Source organism: Nocardia africana NBRC 100379 (genome assembly GCF_001612635.1).
Classification (GTDB): Bacteria; Actinomycetota; Actinomycetes; order Mycobacteriales; family Mycobacteriaceae; genus Nocardia; species Nocardia africana.
This window is the reverse complement of the sequence record NZ_BDAV01000005.1, coordinates 120,236-143,510: the sequence shown is the minus strand read 5'-3', so window position 1 is coordinate 143,510 and position 23,275 is coordinate 120,236. Positions and strand designations below refer to the sequence as shown.

Below are 23,275 nucleotides of genomic sequence, written 5' to 3'. Positions count from 1 at the left end.
CTCGATGCGATACACCACCTGGTTCCGCCAGCATCTGGCCGCGGTACGAGCACTGCTCGTACTCACGGTGATCACCGGAATCGCCTATCCGCTGGCCGTTTTCGCGGTCGCCCAGTTGCCGGGCCTGCACGACAAGGCCGAGGGCTCACTGGTCCACCGGGACGGAACACTGGTCGGCAGCAGCCTGATCGGGCAGGCGTTCACCGACGGCAAGGGCGCGGCGCTGCCGCAGTACTTCCAGACGCGCCCGTCGAATTCCGCTCCGGCCGACGGCAGCCGCCCCGACGGCTACGACCCGACCAACACCAACTTCGGCAACAAAGGTCCGGAGGACGTCGTCGACACCCTGGCGACCGACCCGGCACAATCGAAGGCAAGTTTGCTGACCACGGTCTGCACGCGCAGCAAACAGGTCGGCGAGCGCGAGGGCGTCTCCGGGGCGCGGCCGTTCTGCACGCCCGGCGGGGTCGGTGCGGTGCTGGCGGTCTTCGGTCCCCGCGACGGCCACGGGGAGGTCACCGCGCCCACGAAGGTCGTCAGTGTGAACGAGGCGTGCCCGGCGGTGCCGTTCCAGGACGCCTACCGCGGGGTCCGGGTGGACTGTGCCCAGCCCGGGACGGACTATTCGGCCGGGCTGATCGTCCCCGTCCGCGGTGACGCGCCGGCCGATACCCCGGTGCCCTCCGACGCGGTCACCGCATCGGGTTCCGGACTGGATCCGCACATCTCACCGCGCTACGCGCAGATCCAGAGCGCACGGGTGGCGGCCGCCCGGGGGATCACGTCCGAGCAGGTCGCCGCCGTGGTGGCGGCGCACACCGACGGTCGTGACCTGGGCTTCCTGGGGGAGCCCAGGGTCGACGTCCTCGGCGTGAATCTCGAGCTGGACCAGCGGTATCCGGTGCGGCGCTGAAGCCGGCCGCCGTGGCGATCGGTGCGGTGGCGCTCAGGAGTGCAGCGCGCTGCCGGCCACCCACTGATCCCACGGCACAATCCAGTCGCCGTTGTTCCACGACGGCAGCGGCGGCCCGCTGGTGTTACGGACTTCGACCACATCGCCCGGGACGGCGAAGTTGTAGAACCAGCGCGCGTTCTCGAGATTGAGGTTCAGACAGCCGTGCGAGGTGTCGGTGTTGCCCTGCGCCCAGACCGTGGAGTCGAGCTGATGCAGGTAGATGCCGTCACCACTGATCTGGGTGGCCCAGCCGATCGCCTCCTTGTAGCCCAGGCGCGAGTTCACCGGCAGGCCGTAGCTGGAGGAGTCCATGATCACCGGATTGCCCTTGCCCATCACGGTGTAGATGCCGGCGGGAGTGTTGAAGTAGATCGTCTTGCCGCCGACCTGTTCACTGCCGCCGCGGCCCATCGAGGTGGGCATGGTGCGGATCAGCTTGCCGTTCTCGAACACCTGCACTTCATGGGTGTTGTCGTCGGCTATGGAGACGTGCGAGTCACCGATGGTGAAGCTGGTCTTGGAGTCCTCCTGGCCGAACAGACCGGGCCCCAGCTGAGCACCGAAGATGTTCGCCGCGACGGTGACCTTCGTGCCGGGCTGCCAGTACTGCTGCGGCCGCCAGTGCGCGTTCTTGTCGTCGAGCCAGTACCACGAGCCCTGGACCTGCGGCTCCGTCGTCACCGACAGCCGCTTCTCGGCCGCCGCCCGGTCACCGACCGCCTCGTCGAAGTGGGCGACGATGACAGTGCCCACACCGTAGGTTCCGCCCTCGGCCAGCGGCTGCCCGCCGGTGGTGGTCAGATACGCCTTGACCTGGTTGCTGGGAGTGAGCGTGGTGAACGACGAGGTCATCGGACCGCTGGGTCCGGTGACGGTGATGCCGTTCGCGGTCATCTTGTAGTTGTGGCCGTAACCGAGCGGAACCTTCGGCTTCCACGCGGTTCGCTCCGGATTGAGCGTGCCGTCGACCTGTTTACCTTCTTCGTTGGTCAACGTCACATCCGTGAGGATGCCGTCGGTTGCGCTCACCTCGATCGTGCCGAGCGGATCGACGTCGGCACTACCCGTGGCCGGGACCATCGCAATGGCCGGCGCGGCGGGCCCCGGGGTGCCCCGCGTCGGATTCGACGCCGGATCCGGGGATGACGAGCACGCGGCCATCAGCGTCGTCACCAGGGCGATAGCTCCCAGCGCAACACTGAATCGGCAGCGGCGAGTGGACATGGTGTCTCCTGCGTTCGACGTGCGCCTGGGCAAGCCCCCGCAGCGCACCAATCGCCTTACTGTCTCGGTACGTAGTTTACGGGGCTTTTTGAGGTGCTTGCACCTCGGTGGTGTTGCCCCGTGTTTACGCATCGGCGCGCCGGGTACTCCAGTTACTGTTGTGTGCCCAGCGGGCGCTCAGGACCGACCGGCCGGCATGTCCGGCGTCGTGTGGTCCGCCACCGATGTCTGTTAGGGATGTGTGGTTATGAGAGAACGGTGCGAGACCACTGGCTGCGCGGCCGCTCGCATCGCTGACGAACGGACGGGTCGGGGAATCACGGTCCGATGACGCGTGGCTGGACGAGGTGTAGCGATGAGTGCAAATTTGATGATCGTAGAGGACGACGACCGGGTCCGCAGTGCGCTGCGGCTGGCCATGGAGGACGAGGGCTACGACGTCGCCGAGGCCGAGGAGGCCGAGGACGCGCTCGAACATCTGCGTGACAACGGCGCACCGGATGTGATGATCGTGGATCTGATGCTGGGGGAGATGGACGGATTCACCTGTATTCGTGAGATTCGTCGCGATCACGACGTGCCGATCATCGTGGTCAGCGCGCGCGACGACACCCACGACGTGGTGGCCGCGCTGGAGGCCGGCGCCGACGATTTCGTCACCAAGCCGTTCGAGATCAAGGAGATCACCGCCCGGATGCGGGCCCTGCGCCGCCGCGCCCAGCAGACCGTGGAGCCGCCGGCCCCGCAGGAGATCGTGCTCGACGCCTATCCCGAAGCGCCGCTGGTGCTTTCGGCCGACGGCGGCACCGTCCACCGCGGCGACGAGGAGTTGCACCTCACCCTCACCGAATTCCGGTTGCTGTGCGAGCTGGCCGAGACTCCCGGGCGGGTGCTCTCGCGCAGCGTCCTGCTCGAAAGGGTCTGGGACCGTGGGTTCTTCGGTGACGAGCGGATCGTGGACGTGCACGTCCGGCGGTTGCGCACCAAGATCGAGCGCGACCCGTCGGAGCCGGCGATCGTGGTAACCGTGCGCGGGCTCGGCTACCGCCTCGATGTGCAGCGCTAGATTTCCGCGCCTGCCCCGCCGCCAGCTTCTGCGCGGTCGCGTGATCGTCGCTTTCACCGTCACCGGCCTGGTCTCGGCATTGCTGGCGGTGCTGATCGCGAAGCTCGACGGCGGCGGGTGGCGCACCGCACTGGCCTGCGCGCTCGGCGGCACCGTGATCGGCGCGATCTTCGGAATCTGGTTGTCACACCGTTTGCTGGAACCGTTGCGCCAGGTCACCGGCACCGCGGCCAAGATCGCCTCCGGTGAGCTCGGCACCCGGTTGCCCGACACCGACGATCCCGATCTGGCCCCGACCGTGGACGCGTTCAACACCATGGTCGATTCGCTGCAGAACCGCATCGATCGCGAACGCCGGCTGGTGGGTGATGTGAGTCACGAACTGCGAACCCCGCTGACCACGCTCACCACCAGCGTCGGAGTGATGTCGCGCTACGAGGATCAGCTCCCCGAACGGTCCCGGCGGGCGCTGGAGCTGGTGCGCGCCGAACTCGACCATCTGCGCAGGTTGCTCGACGATCTGCTGGCACTGGCCCGGGCCGAGGCGCGCATGCACGGTGCCGACGCCGAACCGCTGTCGGTGCGCGAACTGCTCACCCACACGCTCGCGGAAATGCATTATTCACCGGATCTGCTGACCGTCGCCGACGACGGAATCGTGACCGGGCGAAAGCTCGAACTCGAGCGTGCGCTGGTGAATTTACTCGAGAATGCGCAGCGGCACGGTGGGGGAGTGGTCGCGGTGGGGGTCGCGCGCGCCGGCGACGAAATGGTGATCACGGTCGACGACGCCGGTCCGGGAGTCGCTCCGCAAGATCGGCAACGCATCTTCGAAAGATTCGTGACGGTGCGACGCGGGAAACGGTCGGGCACCGGCATCGGATTGGCTTTGGTGGCCGAAACCGTGGCCGCCCACGGTGGCCGCGTGAAATGTGACGACCGTCCCGGCGGCGGGGCGCGATTCATGGTGTGGTTGCCCACGGTGACGAAATTCACCGATCATACTTCTGTAACACAACCGTAAAGTAGTCGCACGATAGACCTCAACGTTCGCGGGCAATTCTGAAGGGGTGATGCAGACCCGAACGCGGAGTATGTCGTTCAGTTCTCCGGCAACCGACGAGCCGAACGGCCGTCGGAACGTTTCGACCCAGACGCTGATTCGTCGGCCGCGGGTGGACGACGGAGCGCGGATGTGGCGAATCGCAGTGGATTCCCAAGTGCTCGACGCCAATTCGAGCTACGCGTATCTGCTGTGGAGTCGTGACTTCGCCTCGACCACCGTCGTGGCCGAAATCGACTCGGAGATAGCAGGATTCGTCACCGGATATCTGCGCCCGGAATCGCCGGACACGCTGTTCATCTGGCAGGTAGCCGTCGATCACGCCTTCCGCGGCCGCGGAGTGGGCGTGGCAATGCTGGATCGGCTCGTCGAAGACGTTGCCGACCAAGGTGTTTCGAAGTTGGAGACAACCGTTTCGCCGGACAACGAAGCCTCGCTGGCAATGTTCGCCTCACTGGCCCGGCGCCGTGACGCGGAAATGACGCGCGAGACGTTGTTCGAGCCAGAAGATTTTCCGGACGGGCACGAATCGGAGGACCTGTACCGGATCGCGCCACTGAAGAGTGACGCAAAACGATAGGAAGGATCATCGATGACCACCGCTGAGATGACCGTTTTCGAATCGCTCGAATCGAATGTCCGTGGGTATTGCCGTTCCTGGCCCACGCTGTTCGACACCGCCTCCGGCGCCTGGCTGCGCGACGGTAGCGGACGTGATTACCTCGATTTCTTCGCGGGCGCCGGAGCGCTCAACTACGGGCACAACAATCCCGTTCTCAAAGAAGCACTGATCGATTACATCGCCCGTGACGGAATTACGCACGGACTGGATATGTCGACCGTCGCGAAGCGTGAATTGCTGGAGACGATCAACAAGGTTCTGCTGGATCCGCGCGGCCTCGATTACAAGGTCCAGTTCCCCGGTCCCACCGGTGCGAACGCGGTCGAATCGGCGCTGAAGCTGGCCCGCAAGGTGACCGGCCGCACCTCGATCCTGAATTTCACCAACGCATTCCACGGCATGACCCTCGGTGCGCTCTCGGTGACCGGTAACGCGACCAAGCGCGCGGGCGCCGGGGTACCGTTGAACCACGTGAATCCGATGCCCTACGACGGGTATCTGGACGGCACCGACGATCTGGCATGGATGGAGCGGGTCCTCGATGACAATTCCTCCGGTGTGGACAAGCCCGCGGCGGTGATCGTGGAAACCGTGCAGGGCGAGGGCGGCGTGAACGTCGCTCGGGCACAGTGGCTCCGGCATCTGTCGGAGCTGTGCGCCGCGCGCGGAATTCTGCTCATCGTCGACGACGTGCAGATGGGCTGTGGCCGGACCGGGCCGTTCTTCTCCTTCGAGATCGCCGGCATCACCCCGGACATCGTCACGCTGTCCAAGTCGATCGGCGGCTACGGCCTGCCGCTGGCGCTCGTGCTGATGAAGCGTGAGCTGGACCAGTGGGCGCCCGGTGAGCACAACGGCACCTTCCGCGGCAACAACCCGGCGTTCGTGACCGCCCGCGTGGCGCTCGAGCACTACTGGACCGACCACCGTCTCGAGGAGGCCACCGCCGCCAAGGGCGAGAAGATCCGAAAGTCGTTCGAGGCGCTCTCGGAGAACTTCGAGGGTGTCTCGACCCGCGGCCGCGGGCTGGTGCAGGGACTGGTGTTCGACGACGCCTCGGAGGCGGGCAAGGTCAGCAGCATCGCCTTCGAGGAGGGCCTGCTGGTGGAGACCTCCGGCGCCGAGGACCAGGTGGTCAAGCTGCTGCCGCCGCTGACCATCACCGACGACGAACTCGACCACGGCCTGGGGATCCTGAACCGGGCGGTCGACATGGCCCGAGGAGGCAACTGACCATGATCGTGCGTACCACTGCCGAGATCACCGGAACCGACCGCGACGTCGCGGCCGAGGGCTGGCGCAGCAAGCGGATCATCCTCGGCGGCGACGGGGTGGGTTTCTCCTTCCACGAGACGACGATTCAGCCGAACACCGTGCACGAGTTCCACTACCAGAACCACGTCGAAGCGGTGTGGCTGGTGGAGGGCGAGGGCACGCTCACGGATCTGACCAACGACGTCACCTACGACTTGGCGCCGGGAACGATGTACCTGCTCAACGGGCACGAGCGGCACCGGGTCGAGACCCGCACGCTGATGCGGATGCTGTGTGTGTTCAATCCTCCGGTCACGGGCAAGGAAGTTCACGACGAGAACGGTGTCTACCCGTTGGTGGCCGTAGGCGAGTAGTGATGTAGTTAGGAGGACGACGCCGCGATGACGTTGGCGGAGAGTCGAATCGACCGCTACCGGACCAGAACCGCCGTAGCGGTACCGCCGGTGGAGCGCACCGACCCCACGGTATGGGGCACGGTCACCTCGCCGGAGCTGCAGAATTTCGATGCCGATGGGTACGCGATCATCGACGAATTGCTGACCCCGATGGAGGTGGCCGATATCGCCGCCGACGTCGATCGGCTGGCCGCCGACCCGGTGTTGCGTGCCGACGAGCGAGTGATCATCGAGAAGAAGTCGAACAGCGTTCGTTCGATCTTCGAGGTGCACAAGATCAGTTCCGTGGTGGCGGAGCTGGTGCGTGACGAGCGGATCGTCGGGATGGCCCGCCAGATCCTCGGTTCCGAGGTCTACATCCACCAGAGCCGGGTCAACTACATGCCCGGATTCGAGGGTGCCGGGTTCTACTGGCATTCGGATTTCGAGACCTGGCACGCCGAGGACGGAATGCCCTCACCGCGTGCGGTGAGTCTGTCGATCGCGCTGACCGACAACTACCCGTTCAACGGCAGCCTGATGCTGCTGCCGGGCTCGCACCGGCAGTTCATGCCGTGCCAGGGTGAGACTCCGGACGAGCACTACCGGGAATCGTTGCGCGAGCAGCAGATCGGCGTGCCCGCACAGGAGGATCTGGCTCAGCTGGCCGACAAGTACGGCATCGCGCAGTTCACCGGCGCCCGCGGTTCGGCGCTGCTGTTCGATTCCAACATCATGCACGGCTCGTCGAACAACATCACGCCGTTCCCGCGCTCGAACGTCTTCCTGGTGTTCAACAGCGTGGAGAACACTCTCGAAGAACCGTATTCGGCCGTGCATCGGCGGCCGACCTACATCGCCTCGCGCGATTTCACCCCCTTGCGCTGAGCGGGGGTGACCCGATCACGTCGGGACCGATGAACGCGCGGGTTCGCTCCCGACGGTGGCGGGGCGAGCCCGGCATCCCCGGCGCGTTTTCGGCCGGAATCCGAATCGGATTCCGGCCGAAAACATGTCCGGGGCGTCGGCGGTATGGGAACCTCGCCCCGGCGATCGTGCGCGCCGCTCAGGCCCGCGTCAGCGCGGCGTAGCGGGCGATGTGCTGGTCCGCCGAACCCCATTCGGTGCGAATCGCGGTGAGCCGCTTGAAGAAATGCCCGATGGGGAGTTCTTCGGTCATGCCCATCGCGCCGTGCAGTTGCACCGCGTGCTGCCCGATGAAGCCCGCGGCGCGGGCGACGGTGGCCTTGGCCGCGGCGGCGGCCCGGGCGCGGGCCTTCGGTTCGGCGTCGAGTTTCAGCGTCACCAGGTAGGTGGCGGCCACGGCCTGCTCGAGCTCCAGGTGCATATCGACCATGCGGTGCTGCAGCACCTGGAAACTGGCGATCGGCACGCCGAATTGGCGGCGCTGCTTGCTGTATTCGACGGTGTCGGCGAGTACCCGCCGCATCCCGCCCACGGCTTCGGCGCAGATCGCGGCGATCGCCTCGTCGATCGCCCGCTCGATCGACGCGTCGGCCGCGCCCTCGGCGCCCAGCAGCGCGTCGGTGGGGACCCGGACGCCGTCGAGGACCAGATCGGCCGCGCGGCGTTCGTCGATCGTGCGATAGGGGTGCTGGGTCAGGCCGGCCGCATCGGCCGCCACCACGAACAGCGACAGCCCCGCCGCGTCGGCGGTGCGTGCCGTCACCAGCAGGTGGGTGGCCAGCGGCGCACTCGTCACCACCGTCTTGGCGCCGTCGAGAATCCAGTCGTCGCCGTCGCGGCGGGCGGTCGTGGTGACCTGTGTGGGGTCGTAGCCGGAATCGGCTTCCAGGGCGGCGAAGGCCGTGATCACGGACCCGTCGACGATGCCGCGCAACAGCTCCTCGGCCCGGGCGCCGCCGGCGCGGCGCAGCAGTCCGCCGCCGAGGACGGCGGTGTCGACGTAGGGTTCGACGACCAGGGCGGCGCCGAGCGCCTCGGCGATGATCATGGTCTCGATGGCGCCGCCGTCGAACCCGCCCACGCTCTCGGGCAGGCTCGCTCCCAGGATGCCGACCTCCTCGGCGAAGGCGCGCCACATTTCCGGCTGATGGCCGGCGCCGACCCGCGCCGCGGCCCGGCTCTTCTCCAGATCGTAACGGGCGGCGAGAAATTCGGTGACCGTGTCACGGAGCAGTTGCTGTTCGGCAGTGAATTCGAAGTCCATCTCTCACAGTCCCAGGGTTGCCTTGGCGATGATGTTGCGCTGAATCTCGTTGCTGCCCGCGTAGATCGAGCCCGCGCGGTCGTTGAAGTACCGCAGCGGCGCCACGGCCTGCCACGGTTCGCCGCTGAGATATCCATCGGCGGAAGCGACGAAATCGGCGACCGGGCCGCCCGGCATGGCCGCGTGCGGCTGATAGGCGCGCCCGCGCGGACCGGCGGCCTCGAGGGCCAATTCGGTGAGCCGCTGGCTCAACTCGGTGCCCAGGATCTTGATCGTGGACGCGGCCGGACCCGGATCCTTACCGTGCGAGATCGCCGACATGGTGCGGTATTCGAGGATCTCGAGCACGTCGGCGCGGATGCGCGCATCGGCCAGTTTCGCGGCGAAGGCCGGTTCGTCGAGCAGGCTGCCGCCGGAGAAGCCGGGCTGTCCGGCCGCGTGCTCGGCCAGCGATTCGGCCAGCACCTGCAGCGCCGGGCCGTAGGCCGAACCGCCGCGCTCGAAGTTCAGCAGATGTTTGGCGACCGTCCAGCCCTCGTCGATGCGGCCGATGACGTTGGTTTTCGACACCCGCACCTGATCGAAGAACACCTGGTTCTGGACCTGCTCGCCGGAGGTCATGACCAGCGGGCGGATCTCGATGCCGGGGGTGTCCATCGGGATCAGTACGAACGTGATGCCCTGCTGTTTGCGTTCCAGCCTCGAGGTGCGGACCAGGGCGAAGATCCAGTTCGCCTCGGTGGCGTGCGTGGTCCAGATCTTGGAACCGGTGCACACCAGATCGTCGCCGTCGGAGACCGCGGCCATGGTCAGCGAGGCCAGATCGGAACCGGCCTCCGGTTCGGAATAGCCCTGGCAGAAGAACACTTCGCCGGTGAGGATGCGCGGCAGGAAGTAGTCCTTCTGTTCCGGGGTGCCGAAGGCGATGATCGCGTGCGCGACCATCCGGATGCCCATCGGCGAGAGTGCGGGCGCGCCCGCGAGGGTGGATTCCCGATCGAAGATGTAGTGCTGCGTCATGCTCCAGTCACAGCCGCCGTGGGCGACCGGCCAGGCCGGCGCGGCCCAGCCACGGGCGTGCAGGATGCGCTGCCACTGCATGCTGGCCTCGTGATCCGGGTACACGCTGGTGGCGAGCCGACCGGCGCGGCGTAGTTCCGGGGTCAGATTCTCGTCCAGAAAGCGCCGCACCTCGTCGCGAAACGTCAGATCGGTGGGCGACCAGTCCAGATTCACGAAGAACTCCTTGTGCGATAAACGGGCCTCCACCTTCTCATTTACTCCGGGTCGAGCGCAAATGGTCGTTAACTTATTGCGACCGCGGATGGGGCGCCCGAGGCGATTCCCGGCAGGTGGTGACAGCGTGTCGGAACGCGAAACACGTGCCGGGACTTGCGATCCTGCGCAGGGTGTGAGGAAAGATGTGGGTCCATGTACGCATCCCGAGTACTTCGTCTGTTCGTGCGCGCCGTTCCGGCCGTGCTCGTCACGCTGATCGCCGCGATCACCTTCGCGGTCGCCGGTGGCGTCGCCTCCGCCCAGCCGCTGCCGGGCGTGCCCGCGCTGCCCGGCGCCGTCACCCGCCTGGTGATCGCCCCGGGCCAGAACAGCACCGGCGGCAGCGGCACCGTGGCCGAGGGCAAGATCGACAACTACTCCATCGCGTCGGCGCAGGGGCAGAAGCTGATCTTCGACGTCACCTCCAACAACGGCAACGCCCGGGTGACCGTCGGCCCGCTGGTCGGCCCGATGGCCGCCACCGAGGTCCCGCACGCCGAGATCGTCGCCGACGGCCTCGACTACCAGATCACCGTCACCTCCGCCGACGGCTCGCCCAGCGACTACACGCTGACCGTCACCGCCGCCTGATTCCGGTCCCGATTCGGCGGATGCCGGGCGAACACGTTCGCCCGGCATCCGACCGGCAACGCGCCCCGACCGGGTAGCCTGACCGACTGTGCACCTGAAGAGTCTGACGCTGAAGGGATTCAAATCCTTCGCGTCCGCGACGACGCTGCGGCTCGAGCCCGGCATCACCTGTGTGGTGGGGCCGAACGGGTCCGGCAAATCGAATGTCGTCGACGCGCTGACCTGGGTGATGGGGGAGCAGGGCGCCAAGGCGCTGCGGGGCGGCAAGATGCAGGACGTCATCTTCGCCGGCACCGCCGGACGGGCGCCGCTGGGCCGCGCCGAAGTCACTCTGACCATCGACAATTCCGACGGCGCGCTGCCCATCGACTACTCCGAGGTCTCGATCACCCGCCGGATGTTCCGCGACGGCGCCGGTGAATACGAGATCAACGGCAACTCCTGCCGGCTGATGGATGTCCAGGAACTACTCTCGGACTCCGGTATCGGCCGGGAAATGCACGTCATCGTCGGCCAGGGCCAGCTGTCGGCGATTCTGGAATCGCGTCCCGAGGACCGCCGCGCCTTCATCGAAGAGGCCGCTGGCGTGCTCAAGCACCGCAAACGCAAAGAGAAGGCGGTGCGCAAACTCGATGCGATGCAGGCCAATCTGGCCCGTCTGACCGACCTCACCACCGAACTGCGCCGTCAGCTCAAACCGCTGGGACGCCAGGCCGAGGTCGCCCGGCGCGCGGCCACCGTGCAGGCCGAATTGCGCGATGCCCGCCTGCGACTGGCCGCCGACGATCTGGTCGCGCGTCGGCGTGAACTGGAGAGCCAGCAGAGCAAGGAAGCCTTCGCTCGCGAACAGCAGATCAATGTGCAGGCCGAATTGGATGCCGCCAATGCCGCACTGGCGCAGCAGGAATTCCAGCTCTCCCGGCTGACTCCCGGCGCCGAGGCGGCCGCGCAGACCTGGTTCCAGCTCTCGGCGCTGGTGGAGCGGGTCAACGCGACCATCCGGATCGCCCGCGACCGCGCTCGCAACCTCACCATCGAGCAGCCCACCGGCACCGGCCGCGATCCCGAACAGCTCGAGGCCGAGGCGGATCGAGTGCAGGCCGAGGAGGCCGAACTGCTCGAAGCGGTCGAGGTCGCCACCGCGACCCTGGAGGCCGCCCGCGATCAGTTGCTCGACCGCGAACAGGCCGCCAAGGCCGCCGAACAGGCCCACCTGGCGGCGGTGCGCGCCATCGCCGACCGGCGCGAGGGTCTGGCCCGCCTCGCCGGTCAGGTGGATACGCTGCGCCACCGCGCCCAGTCGGCCGACGGTGATATCGCCCGGCTGTCGGAGTCGCTGGCCGCCGCCCGGCAGCGCGGGGATGCCGCCGAGGCCGAATTCGAGTCCGTGCAAACCGAATTGAGCGAACTCGACGCCGGCGAGGAAGGTCTCGACGCCGCCTACGAGCACGCCGCCCAGGCGCTCGAACTGGCCGATGCGCGCGTGACCGAACTGCGCGAACGCGACCGCGAGGCCGGTAAGAAGGTCGCCTCGCTGACCGCCCGGATCGAGGCCCTGACCATGGGCCTGGCCCGCAAGGACGGCGGCGCCTGGCTGCTGGACAACCGCGCCGAGGGATTGCAGGGCCGGCTGTCGGGAATGGTGCGGGTACACAGCGGATTCGAGGCCGCGGTGGCCGCCGCGCTCGGGCCGCTGGCCGACGCCATCGCCGCCGACGCACACCCCACCGCGCAGGCGGCGGTGCGGGCGCTGAAGGAGGCCGACGGTGGGCGCGCGGCCGTCGTCTACGGCGGTGCGGCGCAGCCCGGCGGTGAGATCGGTGATCTGCCCGCGGGAGTGCGCGCGCTCGTGGAGGTGGTCGATTGCCCGGATCGGCTGCGTGGTGCGGTCGCGGCGCTCACCGCCGGCACCGTGGTCGTCGACGATCTGGCGCAGGCGGCCGAAGTCCTTTCCGCCCGGCCGGACTTGCGGGTGGTGACCCGCGACGGCGATCTGAGCGGTTCGGGCTGGGTGCTCGGCGGCTCGGACCGGGCGCCGAGCCAGATCGAGGTGCAGGCCGAAATCGATGCCGCCGCCGCCGAACTGGTGTCGTGGCAGCGGCAGGCCGAGGAGGTCGAGGCCGCGCTGTCGGGTGCGCTGGCCGAGCAGAGCGATCGCAAACAGGCCGTCGACCAGGCGTTGCTGGCGCTACACGAATCCGATCAGGCACTGGTCGCGATCTACGACCGGCTGGGTCGCCTCGGTGCGACGGCGCGCAGCGCCCAGTCCGAATACGAGCGGCTGCTGGCCCAGCGCGCCGAGGCCGAAACCGCGCGCGACGAGAATCTGAGGGCCCTGGCCGAACTCGAGGGCCGGCTGCGTCATGCCGAATCAGAACAGTCCGATCTGGATTCCGACGCCGACGCCGGCACCGATACCGCCGGGCAGGAACGCGAACAGGCCGCCGCCGCGCTGGCCGAGGCGCGCGCCATGGAGGTGGAGGCCCGGCTGTCGGTGCGCACCGCCGAGGAGCGCGCGGAATCGGTACGGGGCAAAGCGGATTCGCTGCGGCGCGCGGCTCGCGCCGAACGCGAGACCCGCGCCCGCGCCGAACGCGCCCAGGCCGCCCGCCGCCGTGCCGCCGAGGTGGCCGCGGTGGTCGCCGAATCGGCCGAGCGGATCGCCGCGGAGCTGGAAACCGTGGTGGCCGAGGCGGCCGCGCGGCGCGACGAGCTGGTCCGCCGGCGTACCGAATGCGCCGGACAGGTGGATCAGATCAAGGAGCGGGTGCGGGCGCTGAGCACACAACTCACGCAGCTGACCGACGCCGTGCATCGCGACGAGGTCGCGCGGGCCCAATCCGCGCTGCGCATCGAACAATTGGAGACCACCATCGCCGAGCAGTTCGGCATCGCGCTGGACGAACTCGTCGCCGAATACGGTCCGCACGTGCCGATGCCGCCGACCGCCCTGGAGATGCAGGAGTACGAGCAGGCCCGCGAGCGCGGCGACCAGGTGAGCGCACCGCAGGAAATGCCCTACGACCGCGCCACCCAGGAGCGCCGCGTCAAACGCGCCGAGAAGGATCTCGCCACCCTCGGCAAGGTGAATCCGCTGGCGCTGGAGGAGTTCGCGGCCCTGGAGGAGCGCTACAACTTCCTGTCCACCCAGCTGGAGGACGTCAAGAAGGCCCGCCAGGATCTCCTCGATGTGGTGGCCGAGGTCGACGCCCGCATCCTGCAGGTGTTCACCGAGGCCTACGAGGACGTGGAACGCGAGTTCGTGCAGGTGTTCGGCCGCCTCTTCCCCGGCGGCGAGGGACGGCTGCTGCTCACCGACCCCAGCGACATGCTCACCACCGGCATCGAGGTGGAGGCGCGGCCGCCGGGCAAGAAGGTGAAGCGGCTCTCGCTGCTGTCCGGTGGTGAGAAATCCCTTGCCGCCGTGGCATTTCTGGTCTCGATCTTCCGGGCCCGCCCTTCGCCGTTCTACGTGATGGACGAGGTCGAGGCCGCCCTGGACGACACGAACCTGCGCCGCCTCATCGGCCTGTTCGAGCAGTTGCGGGAGAAGTCGCAGCTCATCGTCATCACACACCAGAAGCCGACCATGGAGATCGCCGACGCGCTGTACGGAGTGAGCATGCGTGGCGACGGCATCACCCAGGTCATCTCGCAGCGACTGCGCGGGGAGAATCTGGTGGGCGCGTCGACCTAGTCGCCCGCCGCGAACCGGGATTTCAGGACCGCGGCGCCGGTGCCGGCCAGCCAGGTTTCCAGACTCTGCAAGCCCGGGTGGATCGAGCGGATCTGCTCGATATCGGCATGCCAGCCGTGGCCCTGATGGCTCAGGCGCCAGGTATTGCCGATCTGTTCACCCAGTGCGTCGGCCTCCGCCTCGGTGATTTCGCGATACCGCACCGGATATCCGGTCGCGCGGGAGATCAACTCCACGGCGGCGGCGGGGGTCACGGCGTCGCCGGCGAGTTCGAGTGTCTGCCCGGAGAACCGTTCGGGATCGGCGAAGGCCACCGCGGCCACCGCGGCGATATCGTCGACCGCGATCATCTGTGCCGGCCGATCGGCCGGAAACAGGTGGACGTTCACCCCGCCGACGAACCCGTCGAGCGGCATACCCTGCGCCAGATAGTTCTCCATGAACCGGACCGGGCGCAGCACGGTATAGCGCATGCCGCTGCCGCCCAGTGCCTGCTCGATCTGCCGCTTTCCGGCACTGCCCCAGGAGATTTCGTTGTCGAAGGAGGCGACGCCGGTGAATACGATGTGGTCGGTTCCGGCGCGGCGGGCAGCGTCGATCACGGCGGCGCCGCGGGTCGCCTCCAGGTCGACATCCCAGCCGTCGGGCCCGAAGGCCGCCGGTGGCACGAGGAAGATGCCGCGCGTTCCGGCCACCGCCGCGGTCAGAGAGGCTGGGGAGTCGAAGTCGCCGACGGCCACCTGCGCGCCCAGTGCGGCGAGTTCGCGCGCTCCGGCGGCGGCGGGATCGCGTACCAGGATGCGGACCGGGACGTTGCGGGACAGCAGCGCGCGGGCCGTCGCGCCGCCCTGCTTGCCGGTCGCGCCGGTGACGAGAACGAGGTTGTCGTGGACGGTCATGTCGGAGGTACCTTTCGATAGAATCGGGTCGGTCGACCCGTATTCGTACGATAGGAACAGCGTTGTCGTCTCCGCCATCCGCCGATGTGGGGTTTCGTTACGGCGTGCGCGCACCGGTGCCCGGAGCCCCGGGCACCCGGATCGACGCTCGCCGTAACCGTGCTCGCGTCCTCGCCGCCGCCCAGCGCGCCTTCGCCGAATCGGGAACGTCGGTGTCGCTGGCGGAGATCGCCCGCCGCGCGGGCGTGGGGGCGGGCACCGTGCATCGGCATTTCCCCACCAAGACGGACCTGCTCGAGGCGGTGCTGCAGCAACGGATCGATCGGCTCACCGCGCGGGCGCTGGCATTGCGCGACGATACGGATCCGGCCGCGGCCTTCCTGGGATTCTGTGCCGAGGTCGTCACCCGCACTCCGGGGAACAAGGCGATGTGCGATCTGCTCGACGCCGACGACGGCTGGCCGCGGATGCTGCTGCGGGATGCCGGGGAGCGATTTCACGTCGCCCTCGGGCAGTTGCTGGAGGCGGCGCGGCGCACGGGCGGGGTACGTGCCGACCTGACCCTCGTCGACGTGCTCGCGATCTTCACCGGATGCGTTGCCATGCAACGTGTTTCGAACGCGCGCGACGAACTGTGCCGCCCCGCGGCCATGCTGCTGGCGGCGATGCGTGCCGAATCGGCCGTAACGAAACCTGAAAACTCGCCCCTCGGCCGTAACGAAACCGTGGCGGACGACGGGAATCGTGACAGTGGGAGCTGTCCGATCTGCGGGGCGGAAGTGGCGCAGGCGCAGATCGGTCGACCCGCCCGGTACTGCTCGTCCGCGTGCAGGCAGAAGGCCCATCGGCTGCGCCGGGCCGGGCGTGCGGCGGGACAGGATTCGGACGTCGCCGAGTGAGCCACGAGCCCACGGCGTTGGGCGAAGTCCTACGTTTCGGTACCCGGGATCTCATCCGCCGCCTGCCCGGTGGGCGACAGGGTGACGGTGCCGGCCGGCAGGTCCACGATCGGATCGTCGCCGGCGAGGCGGTCGTCGACCTTCGCGATCGCCACCCATTCCTTGCGTTCGTGAATATGTTTGCGCGACGGGCCGAACAGTTCGTCGATCTCGGCGCCGCGCGGGCGTCCCGACGTTGCCGCTGCCCGCCCCCGCCACCATCTCACCCGATCGACGGTACCCGGCTCCGGGCATCCGGGCCGGCGCCGCGAATACCGATTCCGTCGAGGACACGGACTCCCGCGCGGGCGTGGACCGTCTCGACGGGCAGACCGTTCGCCGAAAGTCCCGTTCGTCGGGGAGCGCGATTCCTCGGGCTCGATCGCCCGTCCGGCGAGCGATTACAACAGATCGCTGACGTCGTCGGGGACGTCGACGGCGTATTTGCGCAAGGTTTCCATCGGCACGACCTCGAGGGCGTTCTCGTGGGTCGCGGCCAGGACGACCGGCGCGGCCACCCCGTCCTCGTGGGCGTGCAGCCATCGCACCGCGACCACACACCAGCGGTCGCCGGGTTGCAGTCCGGGGAAGTTGTTCTCCGGACGTGGGGTCAGCAGATCGTTGCCGATCGATTTCTGATGCTCCAGGAACTCCTGGGTCACGACGGTGCAGACGGTGTGGCTACCCAGATCCTCGGGGCCGGTGCTGCAGCAGCCGTCCCGGTAGAAGCCGGTGAGAGGATCGGTGCCACACTCCTCCAGCGGTCCCCCAAGCACATTTCGATCGGTCACGAGCCGATCCTATTGTCTCTGTGTCGGATTCGCCGCGCCTTGGGCGGTTGGTATCGGGACGGTTGCCGGTGATGCGTGGCCGGACGCCGTATCGTCCGACGTCGTCGGCGTGTCGGGCGTGTGCTGATAGGTGCGCGGATAGTTGCGGATAGTCGCGCGAATAGTGACGAATCGCCCGTACCGGCGCGGGCGCGCCACCTGCCTGCCGCCACGCGGGGGCGTTCGCGGGTTCTGACAGGATGGGAACCGTGACTGCGCAAGCCTGGATTCTGATCGCCGCGATCGTCGCCGTACTACTGGTGGCGTTCGTTGCCGGATTCGTCCTGTACAAGCGCCGGCGAGTGAGCATCACCCCGGCGGAGGAGCAGGACAAGCAGCTGACCGACCGGTCGGGTGGTTACACCGCGGCCGGTGGCTTCAACTTCAGTCAGGGCGGTGCGGGCTCGGGCACGCTGACGCCACCGCGCCCCGAACCGGTCCCGATCGAGCGCACCGACGACGAAGGTCAGCCGCACGTCGGCGACGACGCCGCCATTCCGCGCGACTCGGTGCGCCGGACCATCACCGACGTGCGGTTGCCGGAACCGGAAACCCTGGCCGACCGCCCGGCGGACGGGGCGAGCGCGACCGCGCCGACCGTCGAACCGGAAACGACGGAAACACCCGGCGACGGCCTGGCCGCACCGGAAGCGCCCGCCGCGCCGCCCTCGACCGACGGCGCCGCCACGGTCACTCCCGCCCCGGTCGAAGCGCCCGAGACCGCGCCGGTCGAGACGCCCGAGACCGCCCCGGCGGATTCGGCACCGACCGCGCCGGCACCGACCGCCCCGACACCTACCGCGCCGACGCCCACGGCCCCGGCGCCCGAGCCCGCCGCGGTGGAGGAGATCGAACCCACCGCCGGTCGCCTGGTCCGCCTGCGCGGGCGGCTCTCGCGATCGCAGAACGCCGTCGGCAAGAGCCTGCTCGGCCTGCTCGGCGGTGGCGATCTCGACGAGGACTCGTGGGAAGAGATCGAGGACACCCTGGTCATGGCCGACCTCGGCACCTCGGTCACGACGACCGTGGTCGAGCGACTGCGCGAGGAGCTGGCCGCGCGCAGCGTGCGCACCTCCGAACAGGCCCGGCAGGTGCTGCGGGATGTGCTGATCGAGGCCCTGCGCCCGGAACTGGATCGTTCGATCCGGGCGCTGCCCCATGCCGACCACCCGTCGATCCTGCTGGTCGTCGGCGTGAACGGCACCGGTAAGACCACCACCACCGGCAAATTGGCGCGTGTCCTGGTCGCGGACGGCCGTCGCGTGCTGCTCGGCGCCGCCGACACCTTCCGCGCCGCCGCCGCCGACCAGCTGCAGACCTGGGGCGAACGGGTCGGCGCCGACACGGTGCGCGGCCGCGAGGGCGCGGATCCGGCATCGGTCGCCTTCGACGCGGTCAGCACCGGCATCGCGGAGGGGGTCGACGCGGTTCTGGTCGACACCGCGGGCCGGCTGCACACCAAGACCGGTCTGATGGACGAACTGGGCAAGGTGAAGCGCGTGGTGGAGAAGAAGGCCGCCGTCGACGAGGTCCTGCTCGTGCTCGACGCGACCGTCGGGCAGAACGGGCTCACCCAGGCTCGCGTCTTCGCCGAGGTCGTCGACATCACCGGCGTGGTGCTCACCAAACTCGACGGCACCGCCAAGGGCGGCATCGTGTTCCAGGTGCAGCACGAGCTCGGCGTGCCGGTGAAACTGGTCGGCCTCGGTGAGGGCGCCGACGATCTGGCCCCCTTCGAACCGTCCGCGTTCGTCGACGCCCTTCTCGGGTAGCGGCGGAAGCAAAACGGCAGTTCCTCCTCATTTCGACACGGTCCTCACAGTGCGCCGACATGCGCTGTGTGCGCGCTGAAACCTGGTAGCAACACGGGAGGCGGATCCGTTCACGCATGCGAAACATCGCGGCGGCACGGATGAAACACCCGCTGGCGACCCTTCTGTGCAGGCTCGTTTGCCGCAGTTTCGGCCGGGCCCGAGATGAGGAGGAACAAGGTGGCGTATCCCTTGCTCGGTGTGCCCGACACCGGCGACACCGCGTGGATGCTGGCGAGCTCCGCGCTCGTTTTGTTGATGACCCCGGGGCTGGCGTTCTTCTACGGCGGTATGGTCCGCTCGAAGAACGTGCTCAACATGATCATGATGAGCATCAGCGCGATGGGCATCGTCGGCGTGCTGTGGTCGCTCTACGGCTTTTCCGAGGCATTCGGTGACAACAAATTCGGCCTGATCGGCAACCCCGCCCAGTTCTTCGGGCTCAAGGGGCTGATCGGCACCAATGCCGTCAAGGCCAGCCCGGCCGACCCGTCGACCGGCGCGGCGGCGGTGGATCAGGCGAACATTCCGCTGGCCGGCACCATCCCGATGACGGTGTTCGTGGCCTTCCAGTTGATGTTCGCCATCATCACCGTGGCCCTGGTCTCGGGTGCGGTCGCCGACCGCATGAAGTTCCGCGCGTGGGTGGTCTTCGCGATCGCGTGGCCGACCATCGTCTACTTCCCGGTCGCGCACTGGGTGTTCGACTTCGACGTCAAGGACGCCGCGGGCAACATCGTCCACCACGGCGGCTGGATCGCGAACAAACTGCAGGCCATCGACTTCGCCGGTGGTACCGCGGTGCACATCAACGCCGGTGCCGCGGGCCTGGCGCTGTGTCTGGTGCTCGGCAAGCGCAAGGGTTGGCCCAAGACGCCGATGCGTCCGCACAACCTGCCCTTCGTCATGCTCGGCGCCGGTCTGCTGTGGTTCGGCTGGTTCGGCTTCAACGCCGGTTCCTCGGTCAGCTCCAACGGCCTGGCCGGTTCCACCTTCCTGACCACCACCTTCGCCACCTGCGCCGCGATGCTCGGCTGGCTGGTCGTGGAGAAGTTCCGTGACGGCAAGCCCACCAGCCTCGGCGCCGCCTCGGGCATCGTCGCGGGCCTGGTCGCGATCACTCCGTCCTGCTCGTCGGTGAACGTGCTGGGTGCGCTGGTGATCGGCGCGGTGGCCGGTGTGCTGTGCGCGCTGGCGGTCGGCCTGAAGTTCAAGCTCGGTTTCGACGACTCGCTCGACGTGGTCGGCGTGCACCTGGTCGGCGGTGTGGTCGGTACGCTGCTCATCGGTCTGTTCCTCGTCCCGGAATCGGGTGCGGGAGCCGGCGGCGCCAAGGGCTTGTTCTACGGCGGCGGTTTCGATCAGCTCGGCAAGCAGGCCGTCGGCGCCTTCACGGTGCTGGCGTTCTCCTTCGTCGTCTCGCTGATTCTGGGTCTGATCATCAAGTACACGATCGGCATTCGTGCTTCCGAGGAAGACGAGTTCAAGGGCATGGACGAGTCGGAGCACGCGGAGACGTCATACGATTTCGCTGCTGTGGGTGGCACGGCACGTACCGCCGTCAAGGAGGCATGACGCAATGAAACTGATCACTGCAATCGTCAAACCGTTCACGCTCGAGGACGTCAAGTCCGGGCTCGAGCAGGCCGGTGTGCTGGGAATGACGGTCAGCGAAGTCCAGGGGTACGGCCGGCAGAAGGGGCACACCGAGGTATACCGCGGAGCGGAGTACTCGGTCGATTTCGTGCCGAAGGTACGGGTCGAGGTCGTCGTGGACGACGCCTCGGTCGAGAAGGTCGTCGAGGTGATCGTCGAGGCCGCGCGCACCGGCAAGATCGGTGACGGCAAGGTCTGGGTGACCCCGGTCGAATCGGTGATCCGGGTCCGAACCGGTGAACGCGGTGCCGACGCACTATAGGAGATGAAGGATTCGGGCAGCCCCGCTCCCTGGCACCGGCCGGGAACGGGGCTGCCCGCATGAACGGGCGGTGGTTGCGGGTATGAGTGCAGACGAATTGTCCCAGGGCGCCAAGGATCTGGTGGCCGCACGAGATCAACTGCTCGACGGGGGTGACCCCCGGCGGCCGCGACTGAGCGCCGAAGCGCTGCGACAGGCGCTGGTCGACCTGCACGAGCTGTGGTTGACCACGAAGGGGGCGGAGTTGGGCATCACCGCCGACAGCGGGCTGGCCGTGGTGGCGGTCGGCGGACTGGGACGGCGCGAGATGCTGCCGTATTCCGATCTGGATCTGATGCTGCTGCACGACGATGTCGACCCCGCGAGGGTCGCCGAGGTGGCAGACCGGCTCTGGTATCCGCTGTGGGACGCCCACATCAAACTCGATCACAGCGTGCGGACCGTGCCGCAGGCGCTGCGGGTGGCCGCCGACGATCTCACCGCCGTGCTCGGCATGCTCGATGCCCGCCATATCGTCGGCGACGCGGAGTTGAGCAATCTGCTCATCGGCGGCGTGCGCCGGGAATGGCGCACCGGAATCCGTTCCCGCTTCGGTGAATTGGTGGAACAGACCCACGTGCGATGGAAGCGCAACGGCGAGATCGCGCACCGGGCCGAACCCGACCTCAAGAACGGCCGCGGCGGGTTGCGCGATATCCAGCTGCTCGACGCGCTGGCCATCGCCCAGCTGACCGACGCGATGCCCGGGCTGGGCCCCGACGTTCCCGGCGGAGGTCTCGAGGCGGCTCATCGCCGGCTGCTCGACGTGCGGACCGAACTGCATCGGGTGGCCGGGCGTTCCCGTGATCAGCTGCGCGCCCAGGACGCGGACGAAATCGGCGCCGCGCTGCGCATCGGCGATCGATTCGATCTGGCGCGCACGCTCAGCGACGCCGCGCGCACGGTCGTCTACTCGGTCGACGTCGGCCTGCGCACCGCCGCCAACGCGCTGCCGCGCCGTGGTCTGGCCCGATTGCGGCGCCTGCCCGTGCGCCGCCCGCTCGACGAGGGTGTGGTCGAACACGCCGGTGAGGTGGTGCTGGCCCGCGACGCACGGCCGCAGCGCGATCCCGGCCTGATCCTGCGGGTCGCCGCCGCCTCGGCGCGCACCGGCCTGCCGATGTCGGCGACCACCCTCAACCGCCTCTCGGAGGATGCTCCCGAACTACGCGAGCCGTGGCCGCGCGAGGCGCTCAACGATCTGCTCGTGCTGCTGGGCGCCGGTCGCAACACCATCGACGCCGTCGAGGCCCTGGATCGAACGGGCTTGTGGGGCAGACTCTTTCCGGAATGGGGAGCGGTGCGCGATCTGCCGCCCCGCGATGCCGTGCACACCTGGACCGTCGACCGCCACCTGGTCGAAACCGTCGCCTACGCCAGTGCGCTGAGCACCCGGGTCGCCCGGCCGGATCTGCTGCTGCTCGGAGCGTTGCTGCACGATATCGGCAAGGGCCGCACCGAGGATCACAGCGTGGTGGGTGCCGAGCTGGCCGACCGGATCGGTCATCGGCTGGGCCTGTGGCCCGACGATGTGCACAGCCTGGCGACGATCGTGCGGCATCATCTGCTGCTGCCCGAAACCGCGACCCGGCGCGATCTCGCCGATCCGGCGACGGCGGCTCGGGTGGTCGACGCGCTGGGCGGTGACCGGCAGCTGCTCGATCTGCTGCACACCCTCGCCGAGGCCGATTCGCTGGCGACCGGTCCGGGCGTGTGGGGGGAGTGGAAGGCTTCCCTGATCGGGGAACTGGTGCGCCGCGGCCACGCCGCCATGGCGGGAGAGCCCGTGCCGCAACGGGTTTCGCCGACGCCGACGGTGGTCGACGCCGCCGTGCTGGACAAGGCCGCGGCCGGTGGTGTGCACGTGGAACTGACTCCGGGCGACGGACGCTACATCCACCTCGTCACGGTCGTGGCGCCCGATACTCCGGGCCTGCTCTCGGAGGCGGCCGGGGTGCTCGCGCTGCATTCCCTGCGGGTGCTCTCCGCGACCCTGGCCGCCTCCGGCGACACCGCGATCGACACCTTCGTGGTCACACCGACCTTCGGCAATCCGCCCGAGGCCGGCCTGCTGCGCCAGGAGTTGATCCGCGCGATCAACGGCGATCTGAAGCTGGCCTCCGTGCTGGCGGACAAGGAGCGCGAGGCGACGGCGCGAACCAGCCGGTACGCCCAGGCGCAGCCGAGGGTCATCTGGATCGAGGCCGACCGGCCCGGTGAGGTGGTGCTGGAACTGCGTGCCGAGGACCGCATCGGCCTGCTCAGCCGCTTGGCCGCGGCCTTGGCCGCCCACGGCGCGGATGTGCGGTGGGCCAAGGCGGACACGATGGGCTCGGTGGTGGTCGACTCGTTCGGCCTCGGTCTGGGCGAGGACGACACCCCGCAGCGACGTCGTGCCATCGAGGCGGCGCTGCTGGGGGTCGTCCCGCATCCGGAGCCGAAGAAACCGAGCGAAACGGACACCGCCGCCGATGCCGGTTAGGTTTACCAACCTCCTGCCGGTT

20 protein-coding genes are annotated in these 23,275 nt (G+C 68.3%); 14 read left to right on the top strand and 6 right to left on the bottom strand.

What is annotated here, in order from left to right:
* Positions 1-4: 4 nt before the first annotated feature.
* Complete coding sequence (locus tag NA3_RS05845) at positions 5-913, top strand: potassium-transporting ATPase subunit C (RefSeq protein WP_062962897.1); 909 nt, start codon at positions 5-7, stop codon at positions 911-913.
* A 33-nt stretch (positions 914-946) separates the two neighbouring features.
* On the opposite strand, the gene NA3_RS05840 is transcribed toward NA3_RS05845, so the two are convergent.
* Positions 947-2,179, bottom strand: coding sequence for a L,D-transpeptidase (locus NA3_RS05840; RefSeq protein ID WP_062962514.1), 1,233 nt, complete (start codon positions 2,177-2,179; stop codon positions 947-949).
* A 355-nt stretch (positions 2,180-2,534) separates the two neighbouring features.
* On the opposite strand from NA3_RS05840, the gene NA3_RS05835 reads away from it, so the two are divergent.
* The 6 genes from NA3_RS05835 (at position 2,535) to thpD (ending at position 7,467) form a co-directional block, all read left to right on the top strand.
* Complete coding sequence (locus NA3_RS05835) at positions 2,535-3,245, top strand: response regulator transcription factor (protein WP_036503729.1); 711 nt, start codon at positions 2,535-2,537, stop codon at positions 3,243-3,245.
* A gap of 40 nt (positions 3,246-3,285) precedes the next feature.
* Positions 3,286-4,269 (top strand): HAMP domain-containing sensor histidine kinase, encoded by a 984-nt coding sequence (locus NA3_RS05830; protein WP_062962513.1) that lies wholly within the window; start codon positions 3,286-3,288, stop codon positions 4,267-4,269.
* 169 nt (positions 4,270-4,438) lie between these two features.
* Entirely contained in the window at positions 4,439-4,888 is a 450-nt protein-coding gene (gene ectA / locus NA3_RS05825) for a diaminobutyrate acetyltransferase (protein ID WP_233427274.1), read from the top strand.
* Positions 4,889-4,900: 12 nt separating this feature from the next.
* Entirely contained in the window at positions 4,901-6,163 is a 1,263-nt protein-coding gene (gene ectB, locus NA3_RS05820; RefSeq protein ID WP_062962512.1) for a diaminobutyrate--2-oxoglutarate transaminase, read from the top strand.
* A gap of 2 nt (positions 6,164-6,165) precedes the next feature.
* Positions 6,166-6,558, top strand: a complete 393-nt coding sequence (locus NA3_RS05815; RefSeq protein WP_062962511.1) for an ectoine synthase — start codon at positions 6,166-6,168, stop codon at positions 6,556-6,558.
* Positions 6,559-6,585: 27 nt separating this feature from the next.
* Positions 6,586-7,467, top strand: coding sequence for an ectoine hydroxylase (gene thpD, locus NA3_RS05810; RefSeq protein ID WP_062962510.1), 882 nt, complete (start codon positions 6,586-6,588; stop codon positions 7,465-7,467).
* A gap of 178 nt (positions 7,468-7,645) precedes the next feature.
* On the opposite strand, the gene NA3_RS05805 is transcribed toward thpD, so the two are convergent.
* Complete coding sequence (locus NA3_RS05805) at positions 7,646-8,770, bottom strand: acyl-CoA dehydrogenase family protein (RefSeq protein WP_062962509.1); 1,125 nt, start codon at positions 8,768-8,770, stop codon at positions 7,646-7,648.
* A gap of 3 nt (positions 8,771-8,773) precedes the next feature.
* Positions 8,774-10,006 carry an acyl-CoA dehydrogenase family protein gene (locus NA3_RS05800; protein WP_062962895.1) on the bottom strand — a complete coding sequence of 411 codons (1,233 nt, stop codon included), beginning with the start codon at positions 10,004-10,006 and terminating at the stop codon, positions 8,774-8,776.
* A 195-nt stretch (positions 10,007-10,201) separates the two neighbouring features.
* Between NA3_RS05800 and NA3_RS05795 the strand changes: the two genes are divergently transcribed.
* Both NA3_RS05795 and smc read left to right on the top strand, forming a co-directional pair.
* On the top strand, positions 10,202-10,639 hold the full coding sequence (locus tag NA3_RS05795; protein ID WP_062962508.1) for a hypothetical protein: 438 nt from the start codon (positions 10,202-10,204) through the stop codon (positions 10,637-10,639).
* Positions 10,640-10,727: 88 nt separating this feature from the next.
* Positions 10,728-14,336 (top strand): chromosome segregation protein SMC, encoded by a 3,609-nt coding sequence (gene smc, locus NA3_RS05790; RefSeq protein ID WP_062962507.1) that lies wholly within the window; start codon positions 10,728-10,730, stop codon positions 14,334-14,336.
* Here the strand turns inward: smc and NA3_RS05785 are convergent.
* Positions 14,333-15,235, bottom strand: a complete 903-nt coding sequence (locus NA3_RS05785; RefSeq protein WP_084491338.1) for an NmrA family NAD(P)-binding protein — start codon at positions 15,233-15,235, stop codon at positions 14,333-14,335. The two genes, smc and NA3_RS05785, sit on opposite strands and share 4 nt — an antisense overlap.
* A 62-nt stretch (positions 15,236-15,297) precedes the next feature.
* Here NA3_RS05785 and NA3_RS05780 point away from each other — a divergent pair, with 62 nt between their 5' ends.
* Positions 15,298-16,134 carry a TetR/AcrR family transcriptional regulator gene (locus NA3_RS05780; RefSeq protein ID WP_227995006.1) on the top strand — a complete coding sequence of 279 codons (837 nt, stop codon included), beginning with the start codon at positions 15,298-15,300 and terminating at the stop codon, positions 16,132-16,134.
* Between the two features lie 29 nt (positions 16,135-16,163).
* Here the strand turns inward: NA3_RS05780 and NA3_RS05775 are convergent, their stop codons facing one another.
* Together NA3_RS05775 and NA3_RS05770 are read right to left on the bottom strand one after the other, a co-directional pair.
* Positions 16,164-16,400, bottom strand: coding sequence for a hypothetical protein (locus NA3_RS05775; protein ID WP_062962505.1), 237 nt, complete (start codon positions 16,398-16,400; stop codon positions 16,164-16,166).
* A gap of 174 nt (positions 16,401-16,574) precedes the next feature.
* A complete protein-coding gene (locus tag NA3_RS05770) occupies positions 16,575-16,964 on the bottom strand; it encodes a DUF2237 family protein (protein ID WP_030513055.1) in 390 nt (129 codons plus the stop codon).
* A gap of 239 nt (positions 16,965-17,203) precedes the next feature.
* Here NA3_RS05770 and ftsY point away from each other — a divergent pair, with 239 nt between their 5' ends.
* The 4 genes from ftsY to NA3_RS05750 all read left to right on the top strand — a co-directional run bounded on the left by ftsY (position 17,204) and on the right by NA3_RS05750 (position 23,253).
* Positions 17,204-18,775 carry a signal recognition particle-docking protein FtsY gene (gene ftsY, locus NA3_RS05765; RefSeq protein ID WP_265337343.1) on the top strand — a complete coding sequence of 524 codons (1,572 nt, stop codon included), beginning with the start codon at positions 17,204-17,206 and terminating at the stop codon, positions 18,773-18,775.
* Between the two features lie 204 nt (positions 18,776-18,979).
* A complete protein-coding gene (locus tag NA3_RS05760; RefSeq protein ID WP_128145368.1) occupies positions 18,980-20,389 on the top strand; it encodes an ammonium transporter in 1,410 nt (469 codons plus the stop codon).
* A gap of 4 nt (positions 20,390-20,393) precedes the next feature.
* Positions 20,394-20,732 carry a P-II family nitrogen regulator gene (locus NA3_RS05755; RefSeq protein ID WP_030513058.1) on the top strand — a complete coding sequence of 113 codons (339 nt, stop codon included), beginning with the start codon at positions 20,394-20,396 and terminating at the stop codon, positions 20,730-20,732.
* An 82-nt stretch (positions 20,733-20,814) separates the two neighbouring features.
* The gene (locus NA3_RS05750) at positions 20,815-23,253 is read left to right on the top strand and encodes a [protein-PII] uridylyltransferase (protein ID WP_062962503.1); all 2,439 of its coding nucleotides are present in this window, start codon (positions 20,815-20,817) and stop codon (positions 23,251-23,253) included.
* Positions 23,254-23,275 lie beyond the last annotated feature (22 nt).

Bases quoted from the DNA above. Each gene is read 5' to 3' on its own strand.
- NA3_RS05845 (WP_062962897.1), top strand. From the start codon at position 5: ATGCGATACACCACCTGGTTCCGCCAGCATCTGGCCGCGGTACGAGCA.
- NA3_RS05840 (WP_062962514.1), bottom strand. From the start codon at position 2,179: ATGTCCACTCGCCGCTGCCGATTCAGTGTTGCGCTGGGAGCTATCGCC.
- NA3_RS05835 (WP_036503729.1), top strand. From the start codon at position 2,535: ATGAGTGCAAATTTGATGATCGTAGAGGACGACGACCGGGTCCGCAGT.
- ectA (WP_233427274.1), top strand. From the start codon at position 4,439: ATGTGGCGAATCGCAGTGGATTCCCAAGTGCTCGACGCCAATTCGAGC.
- ectB (WP_062962512.1), top strand. From the start codon at position 4,901: ATGACCACCGCTGAGATGACCGTTTTCGAATCGCTCGAATCGAATGTC.
- NA3_RS05815 (WP_062962511.1), top strand. From the start codon at position 6,166: ATGATCGTGCGTACCACTGCCGAGATCACCGGAACCGACCGCGACGTC.
- thpD (WP_062962510.1), top strand. From the start codon at position 6,586: ATGACGTTGGCGGAGAGTCGAATCGACCGCTACCGGACCAGAACCGCC.
- NA3_RS05805 (WP_062962509.1), bottom strand. From the start codon at position 8,770: ATGGACTTCGAATTCACTGCCGAACAGCAACTGCTCCGTGACACGGTC.
- NA3_RS05795 (WP_062962508.1), top strand. From the start codon at position 10,202: ATGTACGCATCCCGAGTACTTCGTCTGTTCGTGCGCGCCGTTCCGGCC.
- NA3_RS05785 (WP_084491338.1), bottom strand. From the start codon at position 15,235: ATGACCGTCCACGACAACCTCGTTCTCGTCACCGGCGCGACCGGCAAG.
- ftsY (WP_265337343.1), top strand. From the start codon at position 17,204: ATGGGAACCGTGACTGCGCAAGCCTGGATTCTGATCGCCGCGATCGTC.
- NA3_RS05760 (WP_128145368.1), top strand. From the start codon at position 18,980: ATGAGGAGGAACAAGGTGGCGTATCCCTTGCTCGGTGTGCCCGACACC.
- NA3_RS05755 (WP_030513058.1), top strand. From the start codon at position 20,394: ATGAAACTGATCACTGCAATCGTCAAACCGTTCACGCTCGAGGACGTC.
- NA3_RS05750 (WP_062962503.1), top strand. From the start codon at position 20,815: ATGAGTGCAGACGAATTGTCCCAGGGCGCCAAGGATCTGGTGGCCGCA.